Origin of the sequence: Vibrio echinoideorum, assembly GCF_024347455.1 — a bacterium.
GTDB lineage: Bacteria > Pseudomonadota > Gammaproteobacteria > Enterobacterales > Vibrionaceae > Vibrio > Vibrio echinoideorum.
Genome location: NZ_AP025483.1, coordinates 3,539,656 through 3,560,060 on the forward strand (window position 1 = coordinate 3,539,656; position 20,405 = coordinate 3,560,060).

The following is a 20,405-nucleotide window of genomic DNA, read 5'->3' on the forward strand; positions in this document are numbered from 1 at the left end:
GTATTTCTCTTCAAACTCATTCAAGGTCTGGTACATCTGAGTCCACAAAACCCCTTGGGTGTTGTATGGTTAAGCCTCACGGGCAATTAGTACAGGTTAGCTCAATGCCTCGCAGCACTTACACACCCTGCCTATCAACGTCGTAGTCTACGACAACCCTTTAGGACACTTATAGTGCCAGGGAAAACTCATCTCAAGGCTCGCTTCCCGCTTAGATGCTTTCAGCGGTTATCGATTCCGAACTTAGCTACCGGGCAATGCCATTGGCATGACAACCCGAACACCAGAGGTTCGTCCACTCCGGTCCTCTCGTACTAGGAGCAGCCCCTTTCAATTTTCCAACGCCCACGGCAGATAGGGACCGAACTGTCTCACGACGTTCTAAACCCAGCTCGCGTACCACTTTAAATGGCGAACAGCCATACCCTTGGGACCGACTTCAGCCCCAGGATGTGATGAGCCGACATCGAGGTGCCAAACACCGCCGTCGATATGAACTCTTGGGCGGTATCAGCCTGTTATCCCCGGAGTACCTTTTATCCGTTGAGCGATGGCCCTTCCATTCAGAACCACCGGATCACTATGACCTGCTTTCGCACCTGCTCGAATTGTCATTCTCGCAGTCAAGCGGGCTTATGCCATTGCACTAACCACACGATGTCCAACCGTGTTTAGCCCACCTTCGTGCTCCTCCGTTACTCTTTGGGAGGAGACCGCCCCAGTCAAACTACCCACCAGGCACTGTCCGTAATCCCGATTCAGGGACCAACGTTAGAACATCAAAACTACAAGGGTGGTATTTCAAGGACGACTCCATCACATCTAGCGACGCAATTTCATAGTCTCCCACCTATCCTACACATGTAGGTTCAATGTTCAGTGCCAAGCTGTAGTAAAGGTTCACGGGGTCTTTCCGTCTAGCCGCGGGTACACTGCATCTTCACAGCGATTTCAATTTCACTGAGTCTCGGGTGGAGACAGCGTGGCCATCATTACGCCATTCGTGCAGGTCGGAACTTACCCGACAAGGAATTTCGCTACCTTAGGACCGTTATAGTTACGGCCGCCGTTTACCGGGGCTTCGATCAAGAGCTTCGTCCGAAGACTAACCCCATCAATTAACCTTCCGGCACCGGGCAGGCGTCACACCGTATACGTCATCTTACGATTTTGCACAGTGCTGTGTTTTTAATAAACAGTTGCAGCCACCTGGTATCTGCGACTCTCGTCTGCTCCATCCGCAAGGGACTTCACTGATAAGAGCGTACCTTCTCCCGAAGTTACGGTACCATTTTGCCTAGTTCCTTCACCCGAGTTCTCTCAAGCGCCTTGGTATTCTCTACCCGACCACCTGTGTCGGTTTGGGGTACGATTCCTTACAATCTGAAGCTTAGAGGCTTTTCCTGGAAGCATGGCATCAATGACTTCACTACCGTAGTAGCTCGACATCGTATCTCAGCGTTAGTAGTGGTCCGGATTTACCTAAACCACCCGCCTACATACTTGAACCTGGACAACCGTCGCCAGGCCCACCTAGCCTTCTCCGTCCCCCCATCGCAATTGTAAGAAGTACGGGAATATTAACCCGTTTCCCATCGACTACGCCTTTCGGCCTCGCCTTAGGAGTCGACTTACCCTGCCCCGATTAACGTTGGACAGGAACCCTTGGTCTTCCGGCGAGGGAGTTTTTCACTCCCTTTATCGTTACTCATGTCAGCATTCGCACTTCTGATACCTCCAGCAGCCCTTACAGACCACCTTCAACGGCTTACAGAACGCTCCCCTACCCCACATACCCTAAGGTACGTAGCCGCAGCTTCGGTGTATAGCTTAGCCCCGTTACATCTTCCGCGCAGGCCGACTCGACCAGTGAGCTATTACGCTTTCTTTAAATGATGGCTGCTTCTAAGCCAACATCCTGGCTGTCTGAGCCTTCCCACATCGTTTCCCACTTAGCTATACTTTGGGACCTTAGCTGGCGGTCTGGGTTGTTTCCCTCTCCACGACGGACGTTAGCACCCGCCGTGTGTCTCCCGGATAGTACTTACTGGTATTCGGAGTTTGCAAAGGGTTGGTAAGTCGGGATGACCCCCTAGCCTTAACAGTGCTCTACCCCCAGTAGTATTCGTCCGAGGCGCTACCTAAATAGCTTTCGGGGAGAACCAGCTATCTCCAGGTTTGATTGGCCTTTCACCCCTAGCCACAAGTCATCCGCTAATTTTTCAACATTAGTCGGTTCGGTCCTCCAGTTGATGTTACTCAACCTTCAACCTGCCCATGGCTAGATCACCTGGTTTCGGGTCTAATCCTAGCAACTGTACGCCCAGTTAAGACTCGGTTTCCCTACGGCTCCCCTAAACGGTTAACCTTGCTACTAAAATTAAGTCGCTGACCCATTATACAAAAGGTACGCAGTCACACCACGAAGGTGCTCCTACTGCTTGTACGTACACGGTTTCAGGTTCTATTTCACTCCCCTCACAGGGGTTCTTTTCGCCTTTCCCTCACGGTACTGGTTCACTATCGGTCAGTCAGTAGTATTTAGCCTTGGAGGATGGTCCCCCCATATTCAGACAGGATATCACGTGTCCCGCCCTACTCGTTTTCACTGATTATGATGTGTCGGTTACGGGGCTATCACCCTTTATTGCGAGACTTTCCAGACTCTTCACCTGCATCATTAAAAGCTTAAGGGCTAATCCAATTTCGCTCGCCGCTACTTTCGGAATCTCGGTTGATTTCTCTTCCTCGGGGTACTTAGATGTTTCAGTTCCCCCGGTTTGCCTCCTGTTGCTATGTATTCACAACAGGATACGTGCTTATGCACGTGGGTTTCCCCATTCGGAAATCCCAGACTCAAAAGGTTATTACTACCTAATCTGGGCTTATCGCAAGTTATTACGTCCTTCATCGCCTCTGACTGCCAAGGCATCCACCGTGTACGCTTAGTCACTTAACCATACAACCCGAAAGGGTCTTAGTGTATGGCAACTAACCAAGGTTTTTGGTTGTCATTAAGAAGGGTTAATTCTCAATGACTGTTTGCCGGACTCAATTGTGAATCAATGTAAACATTGATTCGAATACAAGACACTTGAATGTGTTTGTTGTGTTTATCTAATGAAAGATAAACATTGAGAACTTTTAAATTTGATTGAATTACTCGTAAGTAAATCAATCAGTCAGCTTTCCAAATTGTTAAAGAGCAAGAGTTTTAAAGCGTTAAACTATTAAAACCATTTTTAAAGACTCTCATCAGACTTTTGTCATCAAAGAACGTTTAAAGATGGTGGGCGATACCGGGCTCGAACCAGTGACCCCCTGCTTGTAAGGCAGGTGCTCTCCCAACTGAGCTAATCGCCCATGATAGTTTTAATTCCTTCATGGAGAAAGAATGGTGGAGCTATGCGGGATCGAACCGCAGACCTCCTGCGTGCAAGGCAGGCGCTCTCCCAGCTGAGCTATAGCCCCAAATTTTTATTTCCTTGGGAGGAAATGGTGGGTCGTGCAGGATTCGAACCTGCGACCAATTGATTAAAAGTCAACTGCTCTACCAACTGAGCTAACGACCCAATGGTATCCCGTAGGGGAGTCGAACCCCTGTTACCGCCGTGAAAGGGCGGTGTCCTAGGCCTCTAGACGAACGGGACACTGCTAGTTTATCTCTACTTTAAAAGTAAAAACAAACTTCGAAGAACCTTGGGAGTTCTTCTTCTCTTTGCTTTTCTAAACCTAATCAATCTGTGTGGACACTCATCGTGACTATCTTCGTATAAGGAGGTGATCCAGCCCCAGGTTCCCCTAGGGCTACCTTGTTACGACTTCACCCCAGTCATGAACCACAAAGTGGTGAGCGTCCTCCCCGAAAGGTTAAACTACCCACTTCTTTTGCAGCCCACTCCCATGGTGTGACGGGCGGTGTGTACAAGGCCCGGGAACGTATTCACCGTGACATTCTGATTCACGATTACTAGCGATTCCGACTTCATGGAGTCGAGTTGCAGACTCCAATCCGGACTACGACGCACTTTTTGGGATTCGCTCACTATCGCTAGCTTGCTGCCCTCTGTATGCGCCATTGTAGCACGTGTGTAGCCCTACTCGTAAGGGCCATGATGACTTGACGTCGTCCCCACCTTCCTCCGGTTTATCACCGGCAGTCTCCCTGGAGTTCCCGACATTACTCGCTGGCAAACAAGGATAAGGGTTGCGCTCGTTGCGGGACTTAACCCAACATTTCACAACACGAGCTGACGACAGCCATGCAGCACCTGTCTCAGAGCTCCCGAAGGCACACCTGCGTCTCCGCTGGCTTCTCTGGATGTCAAGAGTAGGTAAGGTTCTTCGCGTTGCATCGAATTAAACCACATGCTCCACCGCTTGTGCGGGCCCCCGTCAATTCATTTGAGTTTTAATCTTGCGACCGTACTCCCCAGGCGGTCTACTTAACGCGTTAGCTCCGAAAGCCACGGCTCAAGGCCACAACCTCCAAGTAGACATCGTTTACGGCGTGGACTACCAGGGTATCTAATCCTGTTTGCTCCCCACGCTTTCGCATCTGAGTGTCAGTGTCTGTCCAGGGGGCCGCCTTCGCCACTGGTATTCCTTCAGATCTCTACGCATTTCACCGCTACACCTGAAATTCTACCCCCCTCTACAGCACTCTAGTTCACCAGTTTCAAATGCAGTTCCGAGGTTGAGCCCCGGGCTTTCACATCTGACTTAATGAACCACCTGCATGCGCTTTACGCCCAGTAATTCCGATTAACGCTCGCACCCTCCGTATTACCGCGGCTGCTGGCACGGAGTTAGCCGGTGCTTCTTCTGTTGCTAACGTCAAGATGCGCAGCTATTAACTACACACCCTTCCTCACAACTGAAAGTACTTTACAACCCGAAGGCCTTCTTCATACACGCGGCATGGCTGCATCAGGCTTTCGCCCATTGTGCAATATTCCCCACTGCTGCCTCCCGTAGGAGTCTGGACCGTGTCTCAGTTCCAGTGTGGCTGATCATCCTCTCAGACCAGCTAGGGATCGTCGCCTTGGTGAGCCATTACCTCACCAACTAGCTAATCCCACCTAGGCATATCTTGACGCGAGAGGTCCGAAGATCCCCCTCTTTGGCCCGTAGGCATTATGCGGTATTAGCCATCGTTTCCAATGGTTATCCCCCACATCAAGGCAATTTCCTAGGCATTACTCACCCGTCCGCCGCTCGACGCCCATTAACGCACCCGAAGGATTGTTAGTGTCGTTTCCGCTCGACTTGCATGTGTTAGGCCTGCCGCCAGCGTTCAATCTGAGCCATGATCAAACTCTTCAATTTAAGATTTTGTGACTCAACGAATACTGACTTCAAAACTAATATTCATTCGCCTATTCGAAAATAAACAAAGAACATGTAATTCTAAAGCTATTACCATTCCAACAGAATGGTAATGAATTGACTGTGCCAAATAACCGAAGTTATTCGTATTGGTCACTCAGTTCATTGAAATCAAGTTTGTTACCGAAGTAACTGTCATTACCTAAGTAATAACGTTTTGATATTCATCAACGAGTGCCCACACAGATTGATAGGTTTAAATTGTTAAAGAGCTTTTCCTTTTTGAGCTTCGCTCAAATCGGACGGCCATTTTAGCGATTTAAGTTTTAGTGTCAACCACTATTTTCAAAACTTCTTTCAAGCGTTTAGCTTGGCTAATTTGGCTTGCTGATTCGTTCTGGTTTCCTAAGAAACCTTCCCGTTTCAACGAGGTCGCATTATAGAGATTTCGATCACACTGGCAAGCCCTTTTTGAAGTTTTTCTTACTTTTTTGATTGTTCGAACGTTTTTTGCTCAAAACACCCCATTTACACTAGTATTCGCCGTAATTAAGGGCTTAAGGTGCCTATATAAAGGAGGACTTATGAGTTCAATACGCAGTTATAAAGGAATATCCCCTCAGATTGGACAAGGTGTCTATATAGATACAAGTTCGGTACTGGTTGGTGATATCAAAATCGGTAACGACTCTAGCGTGTGGCCTTTGGTTGCCGCTCGAGGGGATGTGAACCACATTCATATCGGAGATAGAACGAATATCCAAGACGGTAGTGTTTTACATGTTACCCATAAGAACGCTGAAAACCCTGAGGGTTACCCTCTATTAATAGGTAATGATGTCACTATCGGGCATAAAGTAATGTTGCATGGCTGCACCATTGAAGATCGCGTACTGGTTGGTATGGGAGCAATCGTGCTTGATGGCGTCATCATCAAACAAGAAGTGATGATTGGTGCTGGTAGCTTAGTGCCACCGAACAAGGTCCTTGAAAGTGGTTATCTATATGTAGGAAGCCCAGTAAAGCAAGCACGCCCATTAAACGATAAAGAACGTGCCTTTTTACAGAAGTCAGCTGACAACTATGTTCAGAACAAAAACGACTATCTAGACTCTGTGCTTCCAGCCTAAAGCGCTTTAATCTGAATTCGATTAGAGGAGTCATACTCCTCTTCTTCTATTAGCTCTTCAGCCAACTCTTCAATATCAAAACGCAACTCAGTGAAGAGAGTTAAAGCTTGGTCGCCTTCTTTTATCTCTTTACCGGCTAATCTTGATAATTCTTCAATAGACATAACACACTCAATCAGCGCGCCCGACTGCTGTGCTGGGAAGGTGATTGATTGATTATCTTCATCCCAATCTTGGATATCTGGAAATAGAATTGATTGATTCATTTTTTATAAATACCTCATTACATCTCTAGGTTTTTACGTAGTTCTCTTAAAATCTGTTTTGTTCCCGGGCGAAGGCCACGCCAAAGCATAAAGCTCTCTGCTGCCTGCCCCACTAGCATACCCAAACCATCATAAGCAGCATGAACACCATTATCTAATGCCCACTGATTGAATACCGTCGTTCCAGATCCGTAAACCATGTCATAAACGGCGCTATTAGAATTGAAAATAGCATCGGACACTTCAGGAAGCTGCCCGCTTAGACCTGATGAAGTAGAGTTAATAATGACATCAAAGCCTTCATTAACATCACTTAACCCCATCCCCTTGATGTTGCCATGCGAAGAAAACATCTCAGCCAGAAGTTCAGCCTTTGAACTGGTTCTGTTTGCGACCACCAACTGTTTTGGCTTTTGGTCGAGAAGAGGTTGAATCACTCCTCTCGCAGCACCACCAGCGCCAAGAAGAAGAACGCGAGCTCCTTTTAACGCAACTTGATGTTGAAGCAGGTCTTGAACTAAACCCTCACCATCGGTGTTATCACCAATGATTTCTCCGTCATCGAGCTTCTTAAGTGTGTTTACAGCACCGGCTAGTTCAGCCCTCTCCGTTAGGCGATTGGCAAACTGATACGCATCTTCTTTAAAAGGTGCTGTGACATTACATCCTCTACCACCTTCGCTGAAAAAGGCTTTCGCAGCAGTGATAAATTCACGATGTTCTGGCTGTAATGCTGTATAGGTAAGTTGTTGGCTGGTTTGGCGAGCAAATAATGTGTGAATGAATGGCGATTTGCTTTGCCCAATAGGGTTACCGAAAACGGCATAACGATCTACTTGCTGTGTCATATCCTTACCTAACAGAAATAAAAAAGGTCATCTATATAGATGACCCTATCACTATCCCTATAAGGAAGGAAGAACTACCAAACTCGAGGCTTTAGGTAGTCGCTATAAAGAAGAGCTTCTGGTGAGCCCGCTTGTGGTTCATAGCGATATTCCCAACGCGCCAACGGCGGCATCGACATCAATATAGACTCTGTGCGACCACCGCTTTGCAGGCCAAATAAGGTGCCACGGTCATAGACTAGGTTAAATTCAACATAGCGACCACGACGATAAAGTTGGAAATCACGCTCGCGCTCACCATAGGGTGTCTCTTTGCGTCGTTCTACTATTGGTAAGTATGCGGCTGCAAAACCTTCACCCACCGCCTGCATATAAGCAAAGCTCTTTTCAAAGCCCCACTCGTTAAGATCATCAAAGAACAGACCACCTACACCGCGTGTTTCGTCTCGGTGAGGCAGATAGAAGTATTTATCACACCACTCTTTATGTTCTTGATAAACATCATCACCAAACGGCACGCAAAGATCTTTAGCGGTTTGATGCCAAGATTGGCAGTCTTCATCGAAAGGATAAAATGGCGTTAAGTCAAAACCACCACCAAACCACCAAATCGGGTCTTCACCTTCTTTTTCTGCTATGAAGAATCGAACGTTCGCGTGTGAGGTTGGGATATATGGGTTTTTAGGGTGAATAACTAATGAGACACCCATAGCTTCAAACTTGCGTCCGGCTAATTCAGGACGGTGAGCGGTTGCAGAGGCAGGCATAGCCTTACCCGCTACGTGAGAGAAGTTAACCCCACCTTGTTCAAATACCGCACCATTGGTCATCACGCGAGTTCGACCACCGCCACCAAGGCGCTCGCCAGGTTCACGTTGCCATGCATCTTCTTCAAACAGTGCTGCACCATCAGCTTGTTCAAGCTGTTGGCAAATCGAATCTTGTAGGCTCAGTAAAAACTGCTTTACTGCTTCTTTATCAATTGCTGACATCTTACTTCCTTTGCAGGGTTTAACCCTGTCTTAATATTTTCGACGTTTTTGCATCTCTAATTTCGCTTGGTTTCTCACGACCACCCGTTTGACCTTCTAAAATAGCGACTAGGTATTGGCCAAGTTGCTGCTGAACTTCTTCAGTCGTCATGCAAGGCGGTTCTCCAGTCAGGTTAGCACTGGTAGAGGTTAACGGCTTACCGAATTCATTACACATCCTTTGAACCAAAGGGTGATCAGTCACTCGTACTGCAATGGAATCAAATTGGCCGCTGACCCAGTCTGTCACTTTGCTACTGGTTGGCATGATCCAAGTCACCGGGCCTGGCCATGTTGCTTTTACGGTCGCTAACTGCACTTCCGTCAGCTGGCTTTCGTCAATATAAGGCAACAACTGCTCGTAACTCGCAGCAATTAGGATCAACCCTTTCTCCATCGGTCGCTGTTTTAAGTCGAGCAATTTCTTGATGGCTTGTGGATTATCAGGATCACAACCAACCCCAAAAACGCCTTCGGTCGGGTAAGCAATGACTTCACCTTGTTGTAATGCCTGCAAAGTATGTTGAAAGTTATCCAAGAGTTGCCTCATTAATTCTGTTATCGAACTCGCTAAGTGTACAAATTATCATTCACTGTGACTAAAGCTATTTGTTCATAAAATGTATCAATTAACAACTTAGACTGACGCAAACGTTTTCCTTGAGCAATTTTACCCGTATAATGCGCGCAAAATATCTAATCACTAATTAAATCGTACCTGAAGGAGTTTGAGATGACTGTCGGTATTATCATGGGTTCTAAATCTGATTGGCCAACAATGAAGCTAGCTGCAGAAATGTTGGATCAATTTGGCGTGGCGTACGAAACAAAAGTGGTTTCTGCTCACCGCACACCTCAGTTGCTTGCAGACTACGCAACCAGTGCGAAAGAGCGCGGTATTAAAGTAATTATTGCAGGAGCGGGCGGCGCTGCCCACCTTCCAGGTATGGCTGCTGCTTTCACAAGCGTACCTGTTTTGGGTGTTCCTGTTCAGTCTAAAGCACTAAAAGGCATGGACTCTCTGCTTTCTATCGTACAAATGCCAAAAGGCATCGCGGTAGGCACTCTGGCTATCGGTGAAGCTGGCGCTGCCAATGCTGGCATCCTAGCGGCTCAAATCATTGGTACACACAATGAAGACGTGATGGCAAAAGTCGAAGCGTTCCGCTCTGAGCAAACAGAAACGGTTCTTGCTAATCCAAACCCTGCAGAGGACTAATTTCCATGCATGTTCTTGTGTTAGGCGCGGGCCAACTTGCTCGCATGATGTCCCTAGCTGGGGCACCGCTGAATATTGAAATTTCTGCTTTTGATGTTGGCAGCAAAAATATTGTTCATCCATTAACGCAAGCGATTCTAGGCAACGGCCTAGAAAATGCGATTGAGCGTGCGGACGTCATTACTGCTGAATTCGAACATATCCCTCACGATGTACTTGAGGTGTGTGAGCGCAGCGGTAAGTTCTTACCGACAACAGAAGCAATCAAAGCTGGCGGTGACCGTCGTCTTGAAAAAGCCCTGTTAGACGAAGCAAATGTAAAAAATGCTAAGTACTACGTGATTAACTCTCGCGAAGACTTTGACGCTGCGATTGCTCACGTAGGCTTGCCAATGGTCTTGAAGAGCACACTTGGCGGCTACGATGGCAAAGGCCAGTGGCGCTTAAAGACATTAGATAATGTTGAGTCAACTTGGACAGAAATGGCTGAGTGCATCGCCGCAACAGACAACCAAGCCATTGTGGCTGAAGAGTTTGTTCCGTTTGACCGCGAAGTATCACTTGTCGGTGCTCGTGGTATCAATGGAGATATTCAAGTATACCCACTAGCCGAAAATGTTCACGTCGACGGCGTATTGAGCTTATCGACAGCCATTGATGACATTGAGCTGCAAGAGCAAGCGAAAACCATGTTCACCGCCGTTGCAGAGCGTTTGGATTACGTTGGCGTACTCGCGCTAGAGTTCTTTGATGTTCAAGGTTCACTGCTAGTGAATGAGATTGCACCACGTGTTCATAACTCGGGCCACTGGACACAACAAGGCGCTGAAACTTGTCAGTTTGAGAACCATCTACGTGCCGTATGTGGGATGCCATTAGGCAGCACTAAGCTGATTCGCCCAACCGCAATGATCAACATTCTTGGTGAAGATACCCTACCTGAAGCTATTCTGGCTCAAGATGGCTGTCATGTTCATTGGTATGGCAAAGAGAAGCGTGCGGGTCGAAAGATGGGCCACATTAACGTGAGCGCTGACTACAACGCAGAGCTGCAAAGAGCGTTGTACTCACTGGCAGACATTCTTGATAAGCAAGCCTACCCTGCTGTGCATGAGTTTGCTGAGCAGATGAAATAAGCCTACATTGGCTTATTGATATAAAAAGTTCATTGGATATAGAAACGGCGCTCATTGAGCGCCGTTTTTTATTTCTGATCATTCACTTACTGAGATTGAATGTGATGACACTTGCGATCAGCACATTGCTTCTTAGTGCCACTGGCTGTTTTCTTCTCAAGTAACAACGGGAACTGGCACTGTTCACAACGACCTATAACAGGTGGCTGATTAACGGAAAACTTACACTTAGGGTAGTTATCACACGCATAGAAGGTCTTGCCATAGCGAGATTTACGCTCAACCAAATGACCTCTGCCACACTCAGGGCAAGCAACAAGTGGCTGCTCTTCAGGTTGTTCTTTTGGTTGATCCAAAGATTCGATGTGATTACACGTTGGGTAGCTACTACAACCAATGAACATCCCAAAGCGACCTTGCCTTAATACCAATTCGTTTTGGCATTTAGGACACGGCACACCCAGCTCTTTCACTACGTGACCATCGTTTTGATGTAGAGGCTTGATGTAATCACAGCTCGGATACTGCTTACAGCCTAAAAATGGGCCGTGCTTACCATGGCGAAGCTGAAGCTCTCCACCACACTGTGGACATGGTTCATGCTCTAATGCATGTTCATGTGCTGAAAAAAGCTGATTATCAATCTTACTACTCATGACAAGCCTGTATTAATGCAAGATACCTTGCTCTTTGGTGTACAACAGCTCTTCCATTTGCGTGTAAGCACTTTCATTACCCGGCACATTAAATAGCACCATTAAGATAATCCATTTCAGATCATCCAATTCAAATTCGCTGGTTTCAAGCCCCATCACACGATCAATCACCATTTCACGAATCTCTGTCGTGAGTACATTGATCTGTTCAAGGAACAATAAGAAACCTCGGCACTCCATATTAATACGTGAAATCTCTCGACTGGTATAAATACGCATCGAGGTATTGGAACACATAGTAATCGCCGCTTGATTGTCCGTATCTTGCAATGCTGCAAGATCTTCCAACCAATGGAGGGCCTTATAAATATCATCTTGGTGAAACCCTGCTCGAAGAAGCTCATCTTCAAGTTCGTCTTGATCCACCTGCAATTCAGAATCGCTATGGATGTAGGTTTCAAACAAGTACATCAGTATGTCCATCATCATAGCTTAGCCTCTCCCCTTTCGAATATAGCCACCGGAAACTGCAACAACATGCCCTGAGAGCTCAAGCTCTAAAAGCTGCATCATGACCTCATGCACAGGTATATGGGTTCTCTGTGCCAAAATATCAACGGGTGTCGCCTCTAGCCCTACGTTAGCGAACAGCTGTGGAAATGGCAATTGTTCATTCTCACCCATACTTTGTGAGGGTTCGAACAAGCTTGGCTGTTGATCTATAGACCAGTTTAACAGACTCTTTATTTCAACCAATACATCTTGAGCACTCTGTACCAAACATGCGCCAGCTTTAATTAAGCTATTGCCTCCACGACTGGTTGGGCTATGGATCGAGCCTGGGAGCGCAAACACTTCCCTACCTTGTTCTAAGGCATAACGAGCCGTAATTAAAGAACCACTTTTTTCAGCCGCCTCAATAACTAATGTTCCCAAAGATAAGCCACTAATAATACGGTTACGACGAGGAAAATGTTCAGGTCTGGGTTTGGCGTCTGGACGGAACTCTGAAATCAACGCACCATTATCACAAATTCTATCGGCTAAATTTCTGTGTCGTGCTGGGTAGATAGAATCAAGACCTGAGCCTAATACGGCAAAGGTTTCTCCTCCTTTATCCAAAGCGCCATCATGAGCATAACCATCGATGCCTAGCGCTAACCCACTGGTTACAATCAAACCGTTTTGGACGAACTCTTTGGCGAAGGACTTCGCGGTTTGCAACCCTTCGAGACTGGCATTGCGACTGCCGACCATAGCGATTTGAGGCTCAATCAGTTTTTCAACGTGACCTTTAACGAAAAGCACGCTTGGCGCAGAGGCGGCCTCATTCAGCAGTTTGGGATAATGCGAGCAATTCGGGGTAATGATGTGATGGTTGGGTTGTCTTGCTTGCCATGCTAGGCAAGCCTCCACTTCTCTTGGGGCTTGCTCTCTTAAATAGGAGATTTGCTTAGCTGACAAGCCAATCGCTTGCAGTTGCGGGCTTGAGTAACCAACAATATTAGAAGGGGAATCGATACTCAGCAGGCGAGAAAGTCGCTTGCCACCCAATTGCGGAACAAAACTCAGCGTGAGCCAAGCGCTAAGTTGTTGCTCATTCACTCTGAGCCCTTAACTTGTTCCGTCAAAACAAGATCCACAGGCGATACTGCCAAAATATCATTACTCACGGGCTTAGAGCTCTGAGTAATCAAAGCTAAGCTAAAATACTCATAAGGGCGGATGACCATCAAACTACCGAGTGAGGTACTTGGCAATTGCACCTTATCGCTCGCCGCAGACTCTTTGTAGCTATATTCACCTTGCTTACCAAACACCACAGCGCCGCTTTCGCTGAGGGTAAACATAGAGCCTTGGCGAAGATTGTCCTGTGAGCCTTTATTGATAACCACCACCTGATTCTTTGCGCTGTATTGGCTGCCATCTAATGAACCCAAGATATTGGCAAACTGACCCGCAGCACTAGGCGCAGGGTAAAACGTGGTTGAGAGCTTCACCAGATCAACGCCAAGCTCTGGTAACACGAAGTCATTAAGTAACACCTCTTGCAGCTGAGTCTCTATCTGTAAACTACTGAACTCAGCATCCACCTCTTTTAAGCGTGCCGTGGCGACCAAACGTAACGAGGTCATACTCGCTTGAGGTTGCTGTCGGTGGTAGGTTTCAACGGCGCGGTAGATACCCCAATTTTGATGCTGTTGGTTGCCCGAGATAAACAACCGGTCTTCACCCGATAAAAATCTCTTTCCATCACTCGTCCCTAGCACTCGTTGAGCCGATTGAATATCTTGTTGCTCAACCAAGCGGTCAGATTGTAAATACGGCAGAACCAGGCCCTCATTCACGGTAGGTACTGCTTTCTTCTCAGAGATGCGAATCTTAGGGCTAAGCTTGATAACGGGTTTGAGGCTCAATACAGGCTCGCCATTAATCCAAACCAAAGATAATTTATCTCCAGGGTAAATAAGGTGAGGGTTTTCTATTTCAGGGTTTACCTGCCATAACCTTGGCCACAACCATGGGCTATCGAGGTACATCGTAGATATATCCCATAAGGTATCACCCTTAACCACCACATACGCCTCGGGTGCGCCTTGTTTAATGGTTAAAGGTTGCTCACTATTTCCAGCCATAACGGCGAACGAAAGCGAGGCACAAATAAGAGAAAAAGTGGGAGAAAAATGACGCATGACCTAGGTTCCTTGGTCTGAATATATGACATCTGATTAGAGAATTAACTTCAGGATGCTGTCATTTGACCTCTAAAATGTCTAGAATTGAGCCAACAAGGTTTAAGCTGTTTCGGCACAGTTCAATATTTCGAGTGTATATGTCTGTATTACAAGTATTAACATTACCAGATGATCGTCTACGTACCGTGGCGAAACCGGTAAAAGAAGTTACCCCAGAGATTCAAAAGTTAGTCGATGACATGATTGAAACCATGTACGACGAAGAAGGTATCGGCCTTGCGGCAACGCAAGTAGATTTCCACCAACGCATCGTTGTTATCGATATTTCAGAAACACGTGATGAACCGATTGTTCTGATCAACCCTGAAATTACCGATAAGCGTGGCGAAGATGGTATCGAAGAAGGCTGCCTATCTGTACCAGGCGCTCGAGCTCTAGTACCTCGCGCTGCAGAAGTAACGGTTAAAGCACTAGATCGCGATGGCAACGAATTCACATTCGACGCCGATGATCTATTGGCTATCTGTGTTCAGCACGAACTTGACCACCTAGAAGGCAAGTTGTTTGTTGATTACCTATCGCCACTAAAACGCAAACGTATTCAAGATAAGCTAGCGAAGATTAAACGTTTCAACGAGAAACAAGGTTAATAACCGCTGCTATTACTAAATTAAGAAGGAAGTCTACCTTGAGTCAATCTTTAAGAATTGTCTTCGCAGGTACTCCGGATTTCGCCGCCCGTCACTTGGCGGCGTTGTTGTCTTCGGAGCATGAAGTTATTGCTGTTTACACACAGCCAGATCGTCCAGCAGGCCGCGGTAAAAAACTGACTGCGAGTCCAGTAAAAAACATCGCACTTGAAAATAATATTCCGGTTTACCAACCCGAAAACTTCAAGTCAGATGAAGCTAAGCAAGAACTAGCCGATTTGAATGCTGACATCATGGTTGTCGTAGCTTACGGCTTGCTTCTTCCACAAGCTGTATTAGATACACCTCGCTTGGGTTGTATCAACGTGCACGGTTCTATCTTACCGCGCTGGCGTGGTGCTGCTCCTATCCAACGCTCTATCTGGGCTGGTGATAAAAAGACAGGCGTAACGATCATGCAGATGGATATCGGCCTAGATACCGGTGATATGCTAAGCATCGCAACGCTACCAATCGAAGCTACAGATACGAGCGCTTCAATGTACGAGAAGTTGGCTGGCCTTGGCCCTGATGCTCTTGTTGATTGTTTAGCAAACATCGCTTCAGGTAAAGCCGTCGCAGAAAAGCAAGACGACGAACTTGCTAACTACGCGAAGAAGCTAAGCAAAGAAGAAGCTAAAATTGATTGGAATGACAGTGCAGAACACATCGAACGTTGTGTACGCGCTTTCAATCCATGGCCAATGAGTCACTTTGCGATTGTTGATAGCAGCTCTGATGCAGATATAAGCATTAAGGTTTGGCAAACACGTGTTGATGAAGAATCAACATCTGCGCCAGCTGGCACAATTATCAAAGCTGATAAAACGGGTATCTATGTTGCTACTGGCGATAAAGTACTTGTATTGGAACAGCTACAAGTTCCAGGTAAGAAAGCCATGTCAGTTCAGGATATCTTGAACTCACGTGCAAGCTGGTTTGAAGTTGGTACTCAACTTTCTTAACCACTTTAAAGCTACTTTATATGCACTTAGAAACGTGTAGCTTTAGATAAAATAGCTTAGAAAACCTTTACGAGGGCAGAGATGCCCTCATGTATTCAAATAAATATTCGGTATCCCTCATGAATGTTCGCGCTGCTGCTGCAAATGTCCTATTCCAAGTTGTCGACAAAGGCCACTCTCTTTCACACGCTCTCCCTGCGGCTCAAAAAACGATTCGTCCGCGAGACCATGCTCTACTGCAAGAGATTTGCTACGGTGCACTTCGTTACTTGCCTCGCTTAGAGTCAATCGCTAACGAATTAATGGACAACTCACTTAAAGGCAAAAAGCGTGTATTCCACCACCTAATTTTAGTGGGTATTTACCAACTGAGCTTTATGCGTATTCCTTCGCATGCTGCAGTTGCTGAAACTGTTGAGGCAACCAAAACATTGCGTGGTCCAAGCCTAAGCGGTTTGATCAACGCTGTGTTACGTAGCTACCTGCGTGACCAAGAAGAGTTGGATGAAAAAGCGGTTAGCCACAATGCGGGTAAATACACTCACCCAAGCTGGATTCTAAAAATGCTTCAAGAAAGCTACCCAGATCAGTGGGAGCAATTAATTGAAGCAAACAACAGCAAGGCACCAATGTGGTTGCGCGTAAACCGTCAGCACCACACTCGTGACGAGTACGCCGAACTACTGAAAAACGAAAACATTGAATACACACTGCACCCTGAAGCTGCAGATGCCATAAAATTAGCAGCGCCTTGTGATGTTACTTTGCTTCCTGGCTTCGACAGAGGTTGGGTATCAGTACAAGACGCAGCCGCTCAGCTTTCCGTTGATTACCTAACACCAAAAGATGGTGAGCTAATCCTAGATTGTTGTGCAGCGCCAGGTGGTAAAACCGCGCACATTCTTGAGCATACTAAAGACACAGAAGTGGTTGCGATTGACTGTGATATCAAACGTCTAGACCGTGTTTACGATAACCTAGAACGCCTACAACTGCGCGCCGACGTAATCTGTGGCGATGCTCGCTACCCTGAAGAGTGGTGGATGGGTGATAAGTTTGACCGCATCCTGCTTGATGCTCCATGTTCAGCAACGGGTGTAATCCGTCGCCACCCTGACATCAAGTGGCTACGCCGCGCATCTGATATTGACGCACTAGCAGAACTGCAAAGTGAGATCATGGATGCAATGTGGAATCAGCTGAAAGAAGGCGGCACCATGGTCTATGCGACATGTTCTATCACGCCGCAAGAAAATGTGCTGCAAGTGAAGGCGTTCCTAGAGCGTACAGAGAACGCAACACTTGTTGGGTCTGATATCGAAAATCCGGGTCGTCAAATACTGCCTGGAGAAGAAGATATGGATGGCTTCTACTACGCAGTTCTAGTAAAACAGGCATAACAACTAACAACGGCTAAGAATTTAATTTCTTAGCCGTTGTTTCTTTCTAGTGAGTCATCAAAGAAAAATCAGATCACTAGGATTACTACGGTAAAGAAAAGAGACAGGCTATGAAGATCATTATCCTAGGTGCTGGACAAGTTGGCGGTACCCTTGCTGAAAACCTAGTTGGTGAAAACAACGATATCACTATTGTCGATCGTAACGCTGACCGACTGCGTGAACTTCAGGATAAATATGACCTGAGGGTTATCAACGGTTATGCCAGCCACCCAAACACGTTACGTGAAGCAGGTGCACAAGATGCCGATATGTTGGTTGCGGTAACCAATATGGATGAAACCAACATGGCTGCATGTCAGGTTGCCTTCTCTCTTTTCAATACGCCAAACCGAATTGCCCGCATTCGTTCTCCTCAATACCTAGAAGAGAAAGAAGCACTCTTTAAGTCGGGGGCGATACCGGTCGATCACCTAATTGCACCCGAAGAGCTCGTTACTAGCTACATCGAGCGCCTTATCCAATATCCAGGCGCACTGCAAGTAGTTAGCTTTGCTGAACAAAAGGTTAGCTTAGTCGCGGTAAAAGCTTACTACGGCGGTCCATTGGTAGGTAACGCACTTTCCGCACTACGTGAGCACATGCCTCACATTGATACTCGTGTTGCGGCTATCTTCCGTCAAGGTCGACCAATTCGCCCACAAGGTACCACCATCATTGAAGCCGATGATGAAGTGTTCTTCGTGGCAGCGAGTAACCATATCCGCTCGGTAATGAGTGAACTACAACGCTTAGAAAAGCCTTACCGCCGTATCATGATTGTTGGTGGCGGTAACATCGGTGCAAGCTTGGCAAGGCGTCTTGAACAAAGCTACAGTATCAAGCTAATCGAGCGCAGTTACACCCGAGCTGAGAAGCTGTCTGAAGAGCTAGAAAACACCATCGTATTCTGTGGTGATGCCGCAGACCAAGAGCTACTCACCGAAGAGAACATCGATCAAGTTGATGTATTCATCGCCTTAACTAACGAAGATGAAACCAACATCATGTCAGCCATGCTCGCTAAGCGAATGGGTGCCAAGAAGGTAATGGTACTGATTCAGCGTGGTGCTTATGTCGACCTGGTTCAGGGTGGTGTGATCGATATTGCGATCTCTCCGCAGCAAGCAACAATTTCTGCGCTGCTCACTCACGTTCGTCGTGCTGATATTGTAAACGTATCATCACTGCGTCGCGGTGCCGCAGAAGCGATTGAAGCCATTGCTCACGGTGACGAAACCACATCCAAGGTTGTCGGCAGAGCGATTGGCGACATCAAACTACCACCAGGTACTACCATCGGTGCAATTGTTCGCGGAGAAGAGGTGCTTATCGCACACGATAGAACCGTAATCGAACAAGATGACCATGTAGTTATGTTCCTAGTGGATAAAAAATACGTGCCCGATGTCGAGTCTCTTTTCCAACCGAGCCCCTTCTTCTTGTAGCCCTCTTCTTGTGAGATTTTTCTCATGAGAACCGCGCTCGGCACAAAGCTGTGGTCTATTAAAACGGTGATCTATTAAAGCTATGGTCTATTAAGCTATGGTCAATTTTCGTCCGATATTATTAGTGATTGGGTTGGTGTTATCAAAACTCGCCCTTTTCATGTACATACCAACATTAGTTGCCTTCGTTACAGGCACTGGTGGTTTTCTCGAGTTTGGTAAATCTGTAGTGATCACGCACATTGTGGCGTTTATCTGCTTGAATTTAGGCCGTTCCGCTAAATTTCGATTAGGGGTGCGGGACATGTTCCTGATCACCTCTCTGGTATGGACTATTGCCAGTGCCTTTGCAGCTCTGCCTTTTGTTTTCATTAACCACATCAGCTTTACTGACGCCTACTTCGAGACCATGTCTGGTATCACTACAACGGGTTCAACCGTATTGAGTGGTTTGGATAGCATGGCGCCAAGCATTCTACTGTGGCGTTCAATATTGCAATGGCTTGGTGGTATAGGATTCATCGTAATGGCGGTGGCTGTACTACCGATGCTCAACGTTGGTGGTATGCGCCTATTCCAAACTGAATCATCCGATTGGTCTGATAAAAGCAGCCCTAGAGCGAAAACCGTAGCGAAGAACATCGTGGCGGTTTATCTAGTCCTTACGGGCTTGTGCATAGTTAGCTACCTGTTTGCAGGAATGAGCATCTTCGATGCAATCAACCACGCATTCACCACTCTTTCTACTGGTGGTTACTCAACCTCAGACGGCTCCATGAATCACTTCTCTAATAGTGCTCACTGGGTCGGAACGGTGTTCATGTTTCTTGGTGGCCTGCCGTTCTTACTGTTTGTTAGCGCACTGCGCGGCAGAAAGCTTGCAATACTCTATAAAGATGCGCAGGTAAGAGGCTTTACTTACCTATTCTTGGTCACCAGTGCCGTAATATCGACTTGGTTGGTGGTTAGAGATGGCTATAGCGCAATGGATGCACTACGAGTCTCGATGTTCAACATCGTGTCAGTGGTCACCACAACAGGCTTTGGCCTTGAAGATTTCACAGCTTGGGGCGCACTGCCAACTACGTTATTTGCCTTTCTGATGATGGCAGGGGCATGTTCAGGTTCAACCTCTGGCGGGATTAAAATCTTCCGCTTCCAAATCGCCATGACCATGCTGCATAAACAAATGATGAAGCTGATTCACCCATCAGGTGTGTTCGTTCAACGCTACAACCAACGCCCAGTCAGTGATGACATCGTGCGTTCTCTAGTCGCATTTGGTTTGATGTTCTTTATCACGATTATCTTAATTGCCGGTGGGCTGAGTGCGATGGGGCTTGATCCTGTAACCAGCATATCTGGCGCTATCACTGCCGTTGCCAACGTCGGCCCAGGTATGGGGAGCGTGATAGGCCCAACAGGGAACTTTGCTCCATTACCAGACGCTGCTAAATGGCTATTAAGTTTGGGAATGCTGATGGGCAGACTCGAAATATTGACGCTCATTGTTTTATTTTTCCCAGCCTTTTGGCGACGCTAATTGCGCGAAAA

At 46.9% G+C, this 20,405-nt stretch carries 16 protein-coding genes, 4 tRNA genes and 2 rRNA genes; 8 read left to right on the forward strand and 14 right to left on the reverse strand.

Annotation, left to right across the window (positions count from 1 at the left end; translation table 11 throughout):
- Positions 1–65: 65 nt before the first annotated feature.
- The 6 genes from OCV36_RS16045 to OCV36_RS16070 all read right to left on the reverse strand — a co-directional run bounded on the left by OCV36_RS16045 (position 66) and on the right by OCV36_RS16070 (position 5,328).
- Positions 66–2,959: ribosomal RNA gene (locus OCV36_RS16045) — 23S ribosomal RNA — on the reverse strand.
- Between the two features lie 328 nt (positions 2,960–3,287).
- Positions 3,288–3,363, reverse strand: a tRNA-Val gene (locus tag OCV36_RS16050).
- A gap of 32 nt (positions 3,364–3,395) precedes the next feature.
- Positions 3,396–3,471 (reverse strand) — tRNA-Ala (locus OCV36_RS16055).
- Positions 3,472–3,496: 25 nt separating this feature from the next.
- Positions 3,497–3,572 (reverse strand) — tRNA-Lys (locus OCV36_RS16060).
- A gap of 2 nt (positions 3,573–3,574) precedes the next feature.
- Positions 3,575–3,650, reverse strand: a tRNA-Glu gene (locus OCV36_RS16065).
- Positions 3,651–3,773: 123 nt separating this feature from the next.
- Positions 3,774–5,328, reverse strand: a 16S ribosomal RNA gene (locus OCV36_RS16070).
- The 16S and 23S rRNA genes sit together here with 4 tRNA genes alongside, the layout of an rRNA operon.
- A 584-nt stretch (positions 5,329–5,912) precedes the next feature.
- On the opposite strand from OCV36_RS16070, the gene OCV36_RS16075 reads away from it, so the two are divergent.
- A complete protein-coding gene (locus OCV36_RS16075; protein WP_017073868.1) occupies positions 5,913–6,458 on the forward strand; it encodes a gamma carbonic anhydrase family protein in 546 nt (181 codons plus the stop codon).
- On the opposite strand, the gene OCV36_RS16080 is transcribed toward OCV36_RS16075, so the two are convergent.
- The 4 genes from OCV36_RS16080 to OCV36_RS16095 form a co-directional block, all read right to left on the reverse strand.
- Positions 6,455–6,724: a DUF1488 family protein gene (locus tag OCV36_RS16080; protein ID WP_135458774.1), complete on the reverse strand. Its 270-nt coding sequence runs from the start codon at positions 6,722–6,724 to the stop codon at positions 6,455–6,457. The genes OCV36_RS16075 and OCV36_RS16080 overlap by 4 nt on opposite strands.
- Positions 6,725–6,741: 17 nt before the next feature.
- On the reverse strand, positions 6,742–7,572 hold the full coding sequence (gene aroE, locus OCV36_RS16085) for a shikimate dehydrogenase (protein WP_135458776.1): 831 nt from the start codon (positions 7,570–7,572) through the stop codon (positions 6,742–6,744).
- A gap of 74 nt (positions 7,573–7,646) precedes the next feature.
- Positions 7,647–8,564 carry an oxygen-dependent coproporphyrinogen oxidase gene (hemF, locus tag OCV36_RS16090; RefSeq protein WP_135458778.1) on the reverse strand — a complete coding sequence of 306 codons (918 nt, stop codon included), beginning with the start codon at positions 8,562–8,564 and terminating at the stop codon, positions 7,647–7,649.
- 19 nt (positions 8,565–8,583) lie between these two features.
- Positions 8,584–9,141, reverse strand: a complete 558-nt coding sequence (locus tag OCV36_RS16095; protein WP_029224901.1) for an L-threonylcarbamoyladenylate synthase — start codon at positions 9,139–9,141, stop codon at positions 8,584–8,586.
- A 195-nt stretch (positions 9,142–9,336) separates the two neighbouring features.
- Here OCV36_RS16095 and purE point away from each other — a divergent pair, with 195 nt between their 5' ends.
- Both purE and OCV36_RS16105 read left to right on the forward strand, forming a co-directional pair.
- Complete coding sequence (purE, locus tag OCV36_RS16100) at positions 9,337–9,822, forward strand: 5-(carboxyamino)imidazole ribonucleotide mutase (RefSeq protein WP_017073863.1); 486 nt, start codon at positions 9,337–9,339, stop codon at positions 9,820–9,822.
- A gap of 5 nt (positions 9,823–9,827) precedes the next feature.
- Positions 9,828–10,958 carry a 5-(carboxyamino)imidazole ribonucleotide synthase gene (locus OCV36_RS16105; RefSeq protein WP_135458780.1) on the forward strand — a complete coding sequence of 377 codons (1,131 nt, stop codon included), beginning with the start codon at positions 9,828–9,830 and terminating at the stop codon, positions 10,956–10,958.
- 86 nt (positions 10,959–11,044) lie between these two features.
- Here OCV36_RS16105 and OCV36_RS16110 read toward each other — a convergent pair whose 3' ends face one another.
- The 4 genes from OCV36_RS16110 to OCV36_RS16125 are packed head-to-tail and all read right to left on the reverse strand — an operon-like array spanning position 11,045 to position 14,307.
- Entirely contained in the window at positions 11,045–11,614 is a 570-nt protein-coding gene (locus tag OCV36_RS16110) for a DNA topoisomerase family protein (RefSeq protein WP_135458782.1), read from the reverse strand.
- Positions 11,615–11,626: 12 nt separating this feature from the next.
- Positions 11,627–12,103: a DUF494 family protein gene (locus OCV36_RS16115; protein ID WP_017073860.1), complete on the reverse strand. Its 477-nt coding sequence runs from the start codon at positions 12,101–12,103 to the stop codon at positions 11,627–11,629.
- A 3-nt stretch (positions 12,104–12,106) separates the two neighbouring features.
- Positions 12,107–13,219 carry a DNA-processing protein DprA gene (gene dprA / locus OCV36_RS16120; protein WP_135458784.1) on the reverse strand — a complete coding sequence of 371 codons (1,113 nt, stop codon included), beginning with the start codon at positions 13,217–13,219 and terminating at the stop codon, positions 12,107–12,109.
- The gene (locus OCV36_RS16125; protein ID WP_135458786.1) at positions 13,216–14,307 is read right to left on the reverse strand and encodes a LysM peptidoglycan-binding domain-containing protein; all 1,092 of its coding nucleotides are present in this window, start codon (positions 14,305–14,307) and stop codon (positions 13,216–13,218) included. Before OCV36_RS16125 ends, dprA begins: the two co-directional genes overlap by 4 nt.
- 140 nt (positions 14,308–14,447) lie before the next feature.
- Here OCV36_RS16125 and def point away from each other — a divergent pair, with 140 nt between their 5' ends.
- The 5 genes from def to OCV36_RS16150 all read left to right on the forward strand — a co-directional run bounded on the left by def (position 14,448) and on the right by OCV36_RS16150 (position 20,394).
- Positions 14,448–14,960, forward strand: a complete 513-nt coding sequence (gene def / locus OCV36_RS16130) for a peptide deformylase (RefSeq protein WP_029224900.1) — start codon at positions 14,448–14,450, stop codon at positions 14,958–14,960.
- Between the two features lie 38 nt (positions 14,961–14,998).
- Positions 14,999–15,964 (forward strand): methionyl-tRNA formyltransferase, encoded by a 966-nt coding sequence (gene fmt / locus OCV36_RS16135; RefSeq protein WP_135458788.1) that lies wholly within the window; start codon positions 14,999–15,001, stop codon positions 15,962–15,964.
- 119 nt (positions 15,965–16,083) lie between these two features.
- Complete coding sequence (gene rsmB, locus OCV36_RS16140; RefSeq protein ID WP_017073855.1) at positions 16,084–17,364, forward strand: 16S rRNA (cytosine(967)-C(5))-methyltransferase RsmB; 1,281 nt, start codon at positions 16,084–16,086, stop codon at positions 17,362–17,364.
- Positions 17,365–17,474: 110 nt separating this feature from the next.
- On the forward strand, positions 17,475–18,851 hold the full coding sequence (gene trkA / locus OCV36_RS16145; RefSeq protein ID WP_017073854.1) for a Trk system potassium transporter TrkA: 1,377 nt from the start codon (positions 17,475–17,477) through the stop codon (positions 18,849–18,851).
- A gap of 97 nt (positions 18,852–18,948) precedes the next feature.
- On the forward strand, positions 18,949–20,394 hold the full coding sequence (locus tag OCV36_RS16150) for a TrkH family potassium uptake protein (protein WP_135458790.1): 1,446 nt from the start codon (positions 18,949–18,951) through the stop codon (positions 20,392–20,394).
- Positions 20,395–20,405: the final 11 nt, after the last annotated feature.

Excerpts from the sequence above, each read along its gene's own strand:
- def (WP_029224900.1), top strand. The coding sequence starts at position 14,448 with ATGTCTGTATTACAAGTATTAACATTACCAGATGATCGTCTACGTACC.
- rsmB (WP_017073855.1), top strand. The coding sequence starts at position 16,084 with ATGAATGTTCGCGCTGCTGCTGCAAATGTCCTATTCCAAGTTGTCGAC.
- OCV36_RS16150 (WP_135458790.1), top strand. The coding sequence starts at position 18,949 with ATGGTCAATTTTCGTCCGATATTATTAGTGATTGGGTTGGTGTTATCA.
- OCV36_RS16080 (WP_135458774.1), bottom strand. The coding sequence starts at position 6,724 with ATGAATCAATCAATTCTATTTCCAGATATCCAAGATTGGGATGAAGAT.
- OCV36_RS16115 (WP_017073860.1), bottom strand. The coding sequence starts at position 12,103 with ATGATGATGGACATACTGATGTACTTGTTTGAAACCTACATCCATAGC.
- OCV36_RS16075 (WP_017073868.1), top strand. The coding sequence starts at position 5,913 with ATGAGTTCAATACGCAGTTATAAAGGAATATCCCCTCAGATTGGACAA.
- aroE (WP_135458776.1), bottom strand. The coding sequence starts at position 7,572 with ATGACACAGCAAGTAGATCGTTATGCCGTTTTCGGTAACCCTATTGGG.
- OCV36_RS16105 (WP_135458780.1), top strand. The coding sequence starts at position 9,828 with ATGCATGTTCTTGTGTTAGGCGCGGGCCAACTTGCTCGCATGATGTCC.
- hemF (WP_135458778.1), bottom strand. The coding sequence starts at position 8,564 with ATGTCAGCAATTGATAAAGAAGCAGTAAAGCAGTTTTTACTGAGCCTA.
- trkA (WP_017073854.1), top strand. The coding sequence starts at position 17,475 with ATGAAGATCATTATCCTAGGTGCTGGACAAGTTGGCGGTACCCTTGCT.
- purE (WP_017073863.1), top strand. The coding sequence starts at position 9,337 with ATGACTGTCGGTATTATCATGGGTTCTAAATCTGATTGGCCAACAATG.
- OCV36_RS16110 (WP_135458782.1), bottom strand. The coding sequence starts at position 11,614 with ATGAGTAGTAAGATTGATAATCAGCTTTTTTCAGCACATGAACATGCA.
- OCV36_RS16125 (WP_135458786.1), bottom strand. The coding sequence starts at position 14,307 with ATGCGTCATTTTTCTCCCACTTTTTCTCTTATTTGTGCCTCGCTTTCG.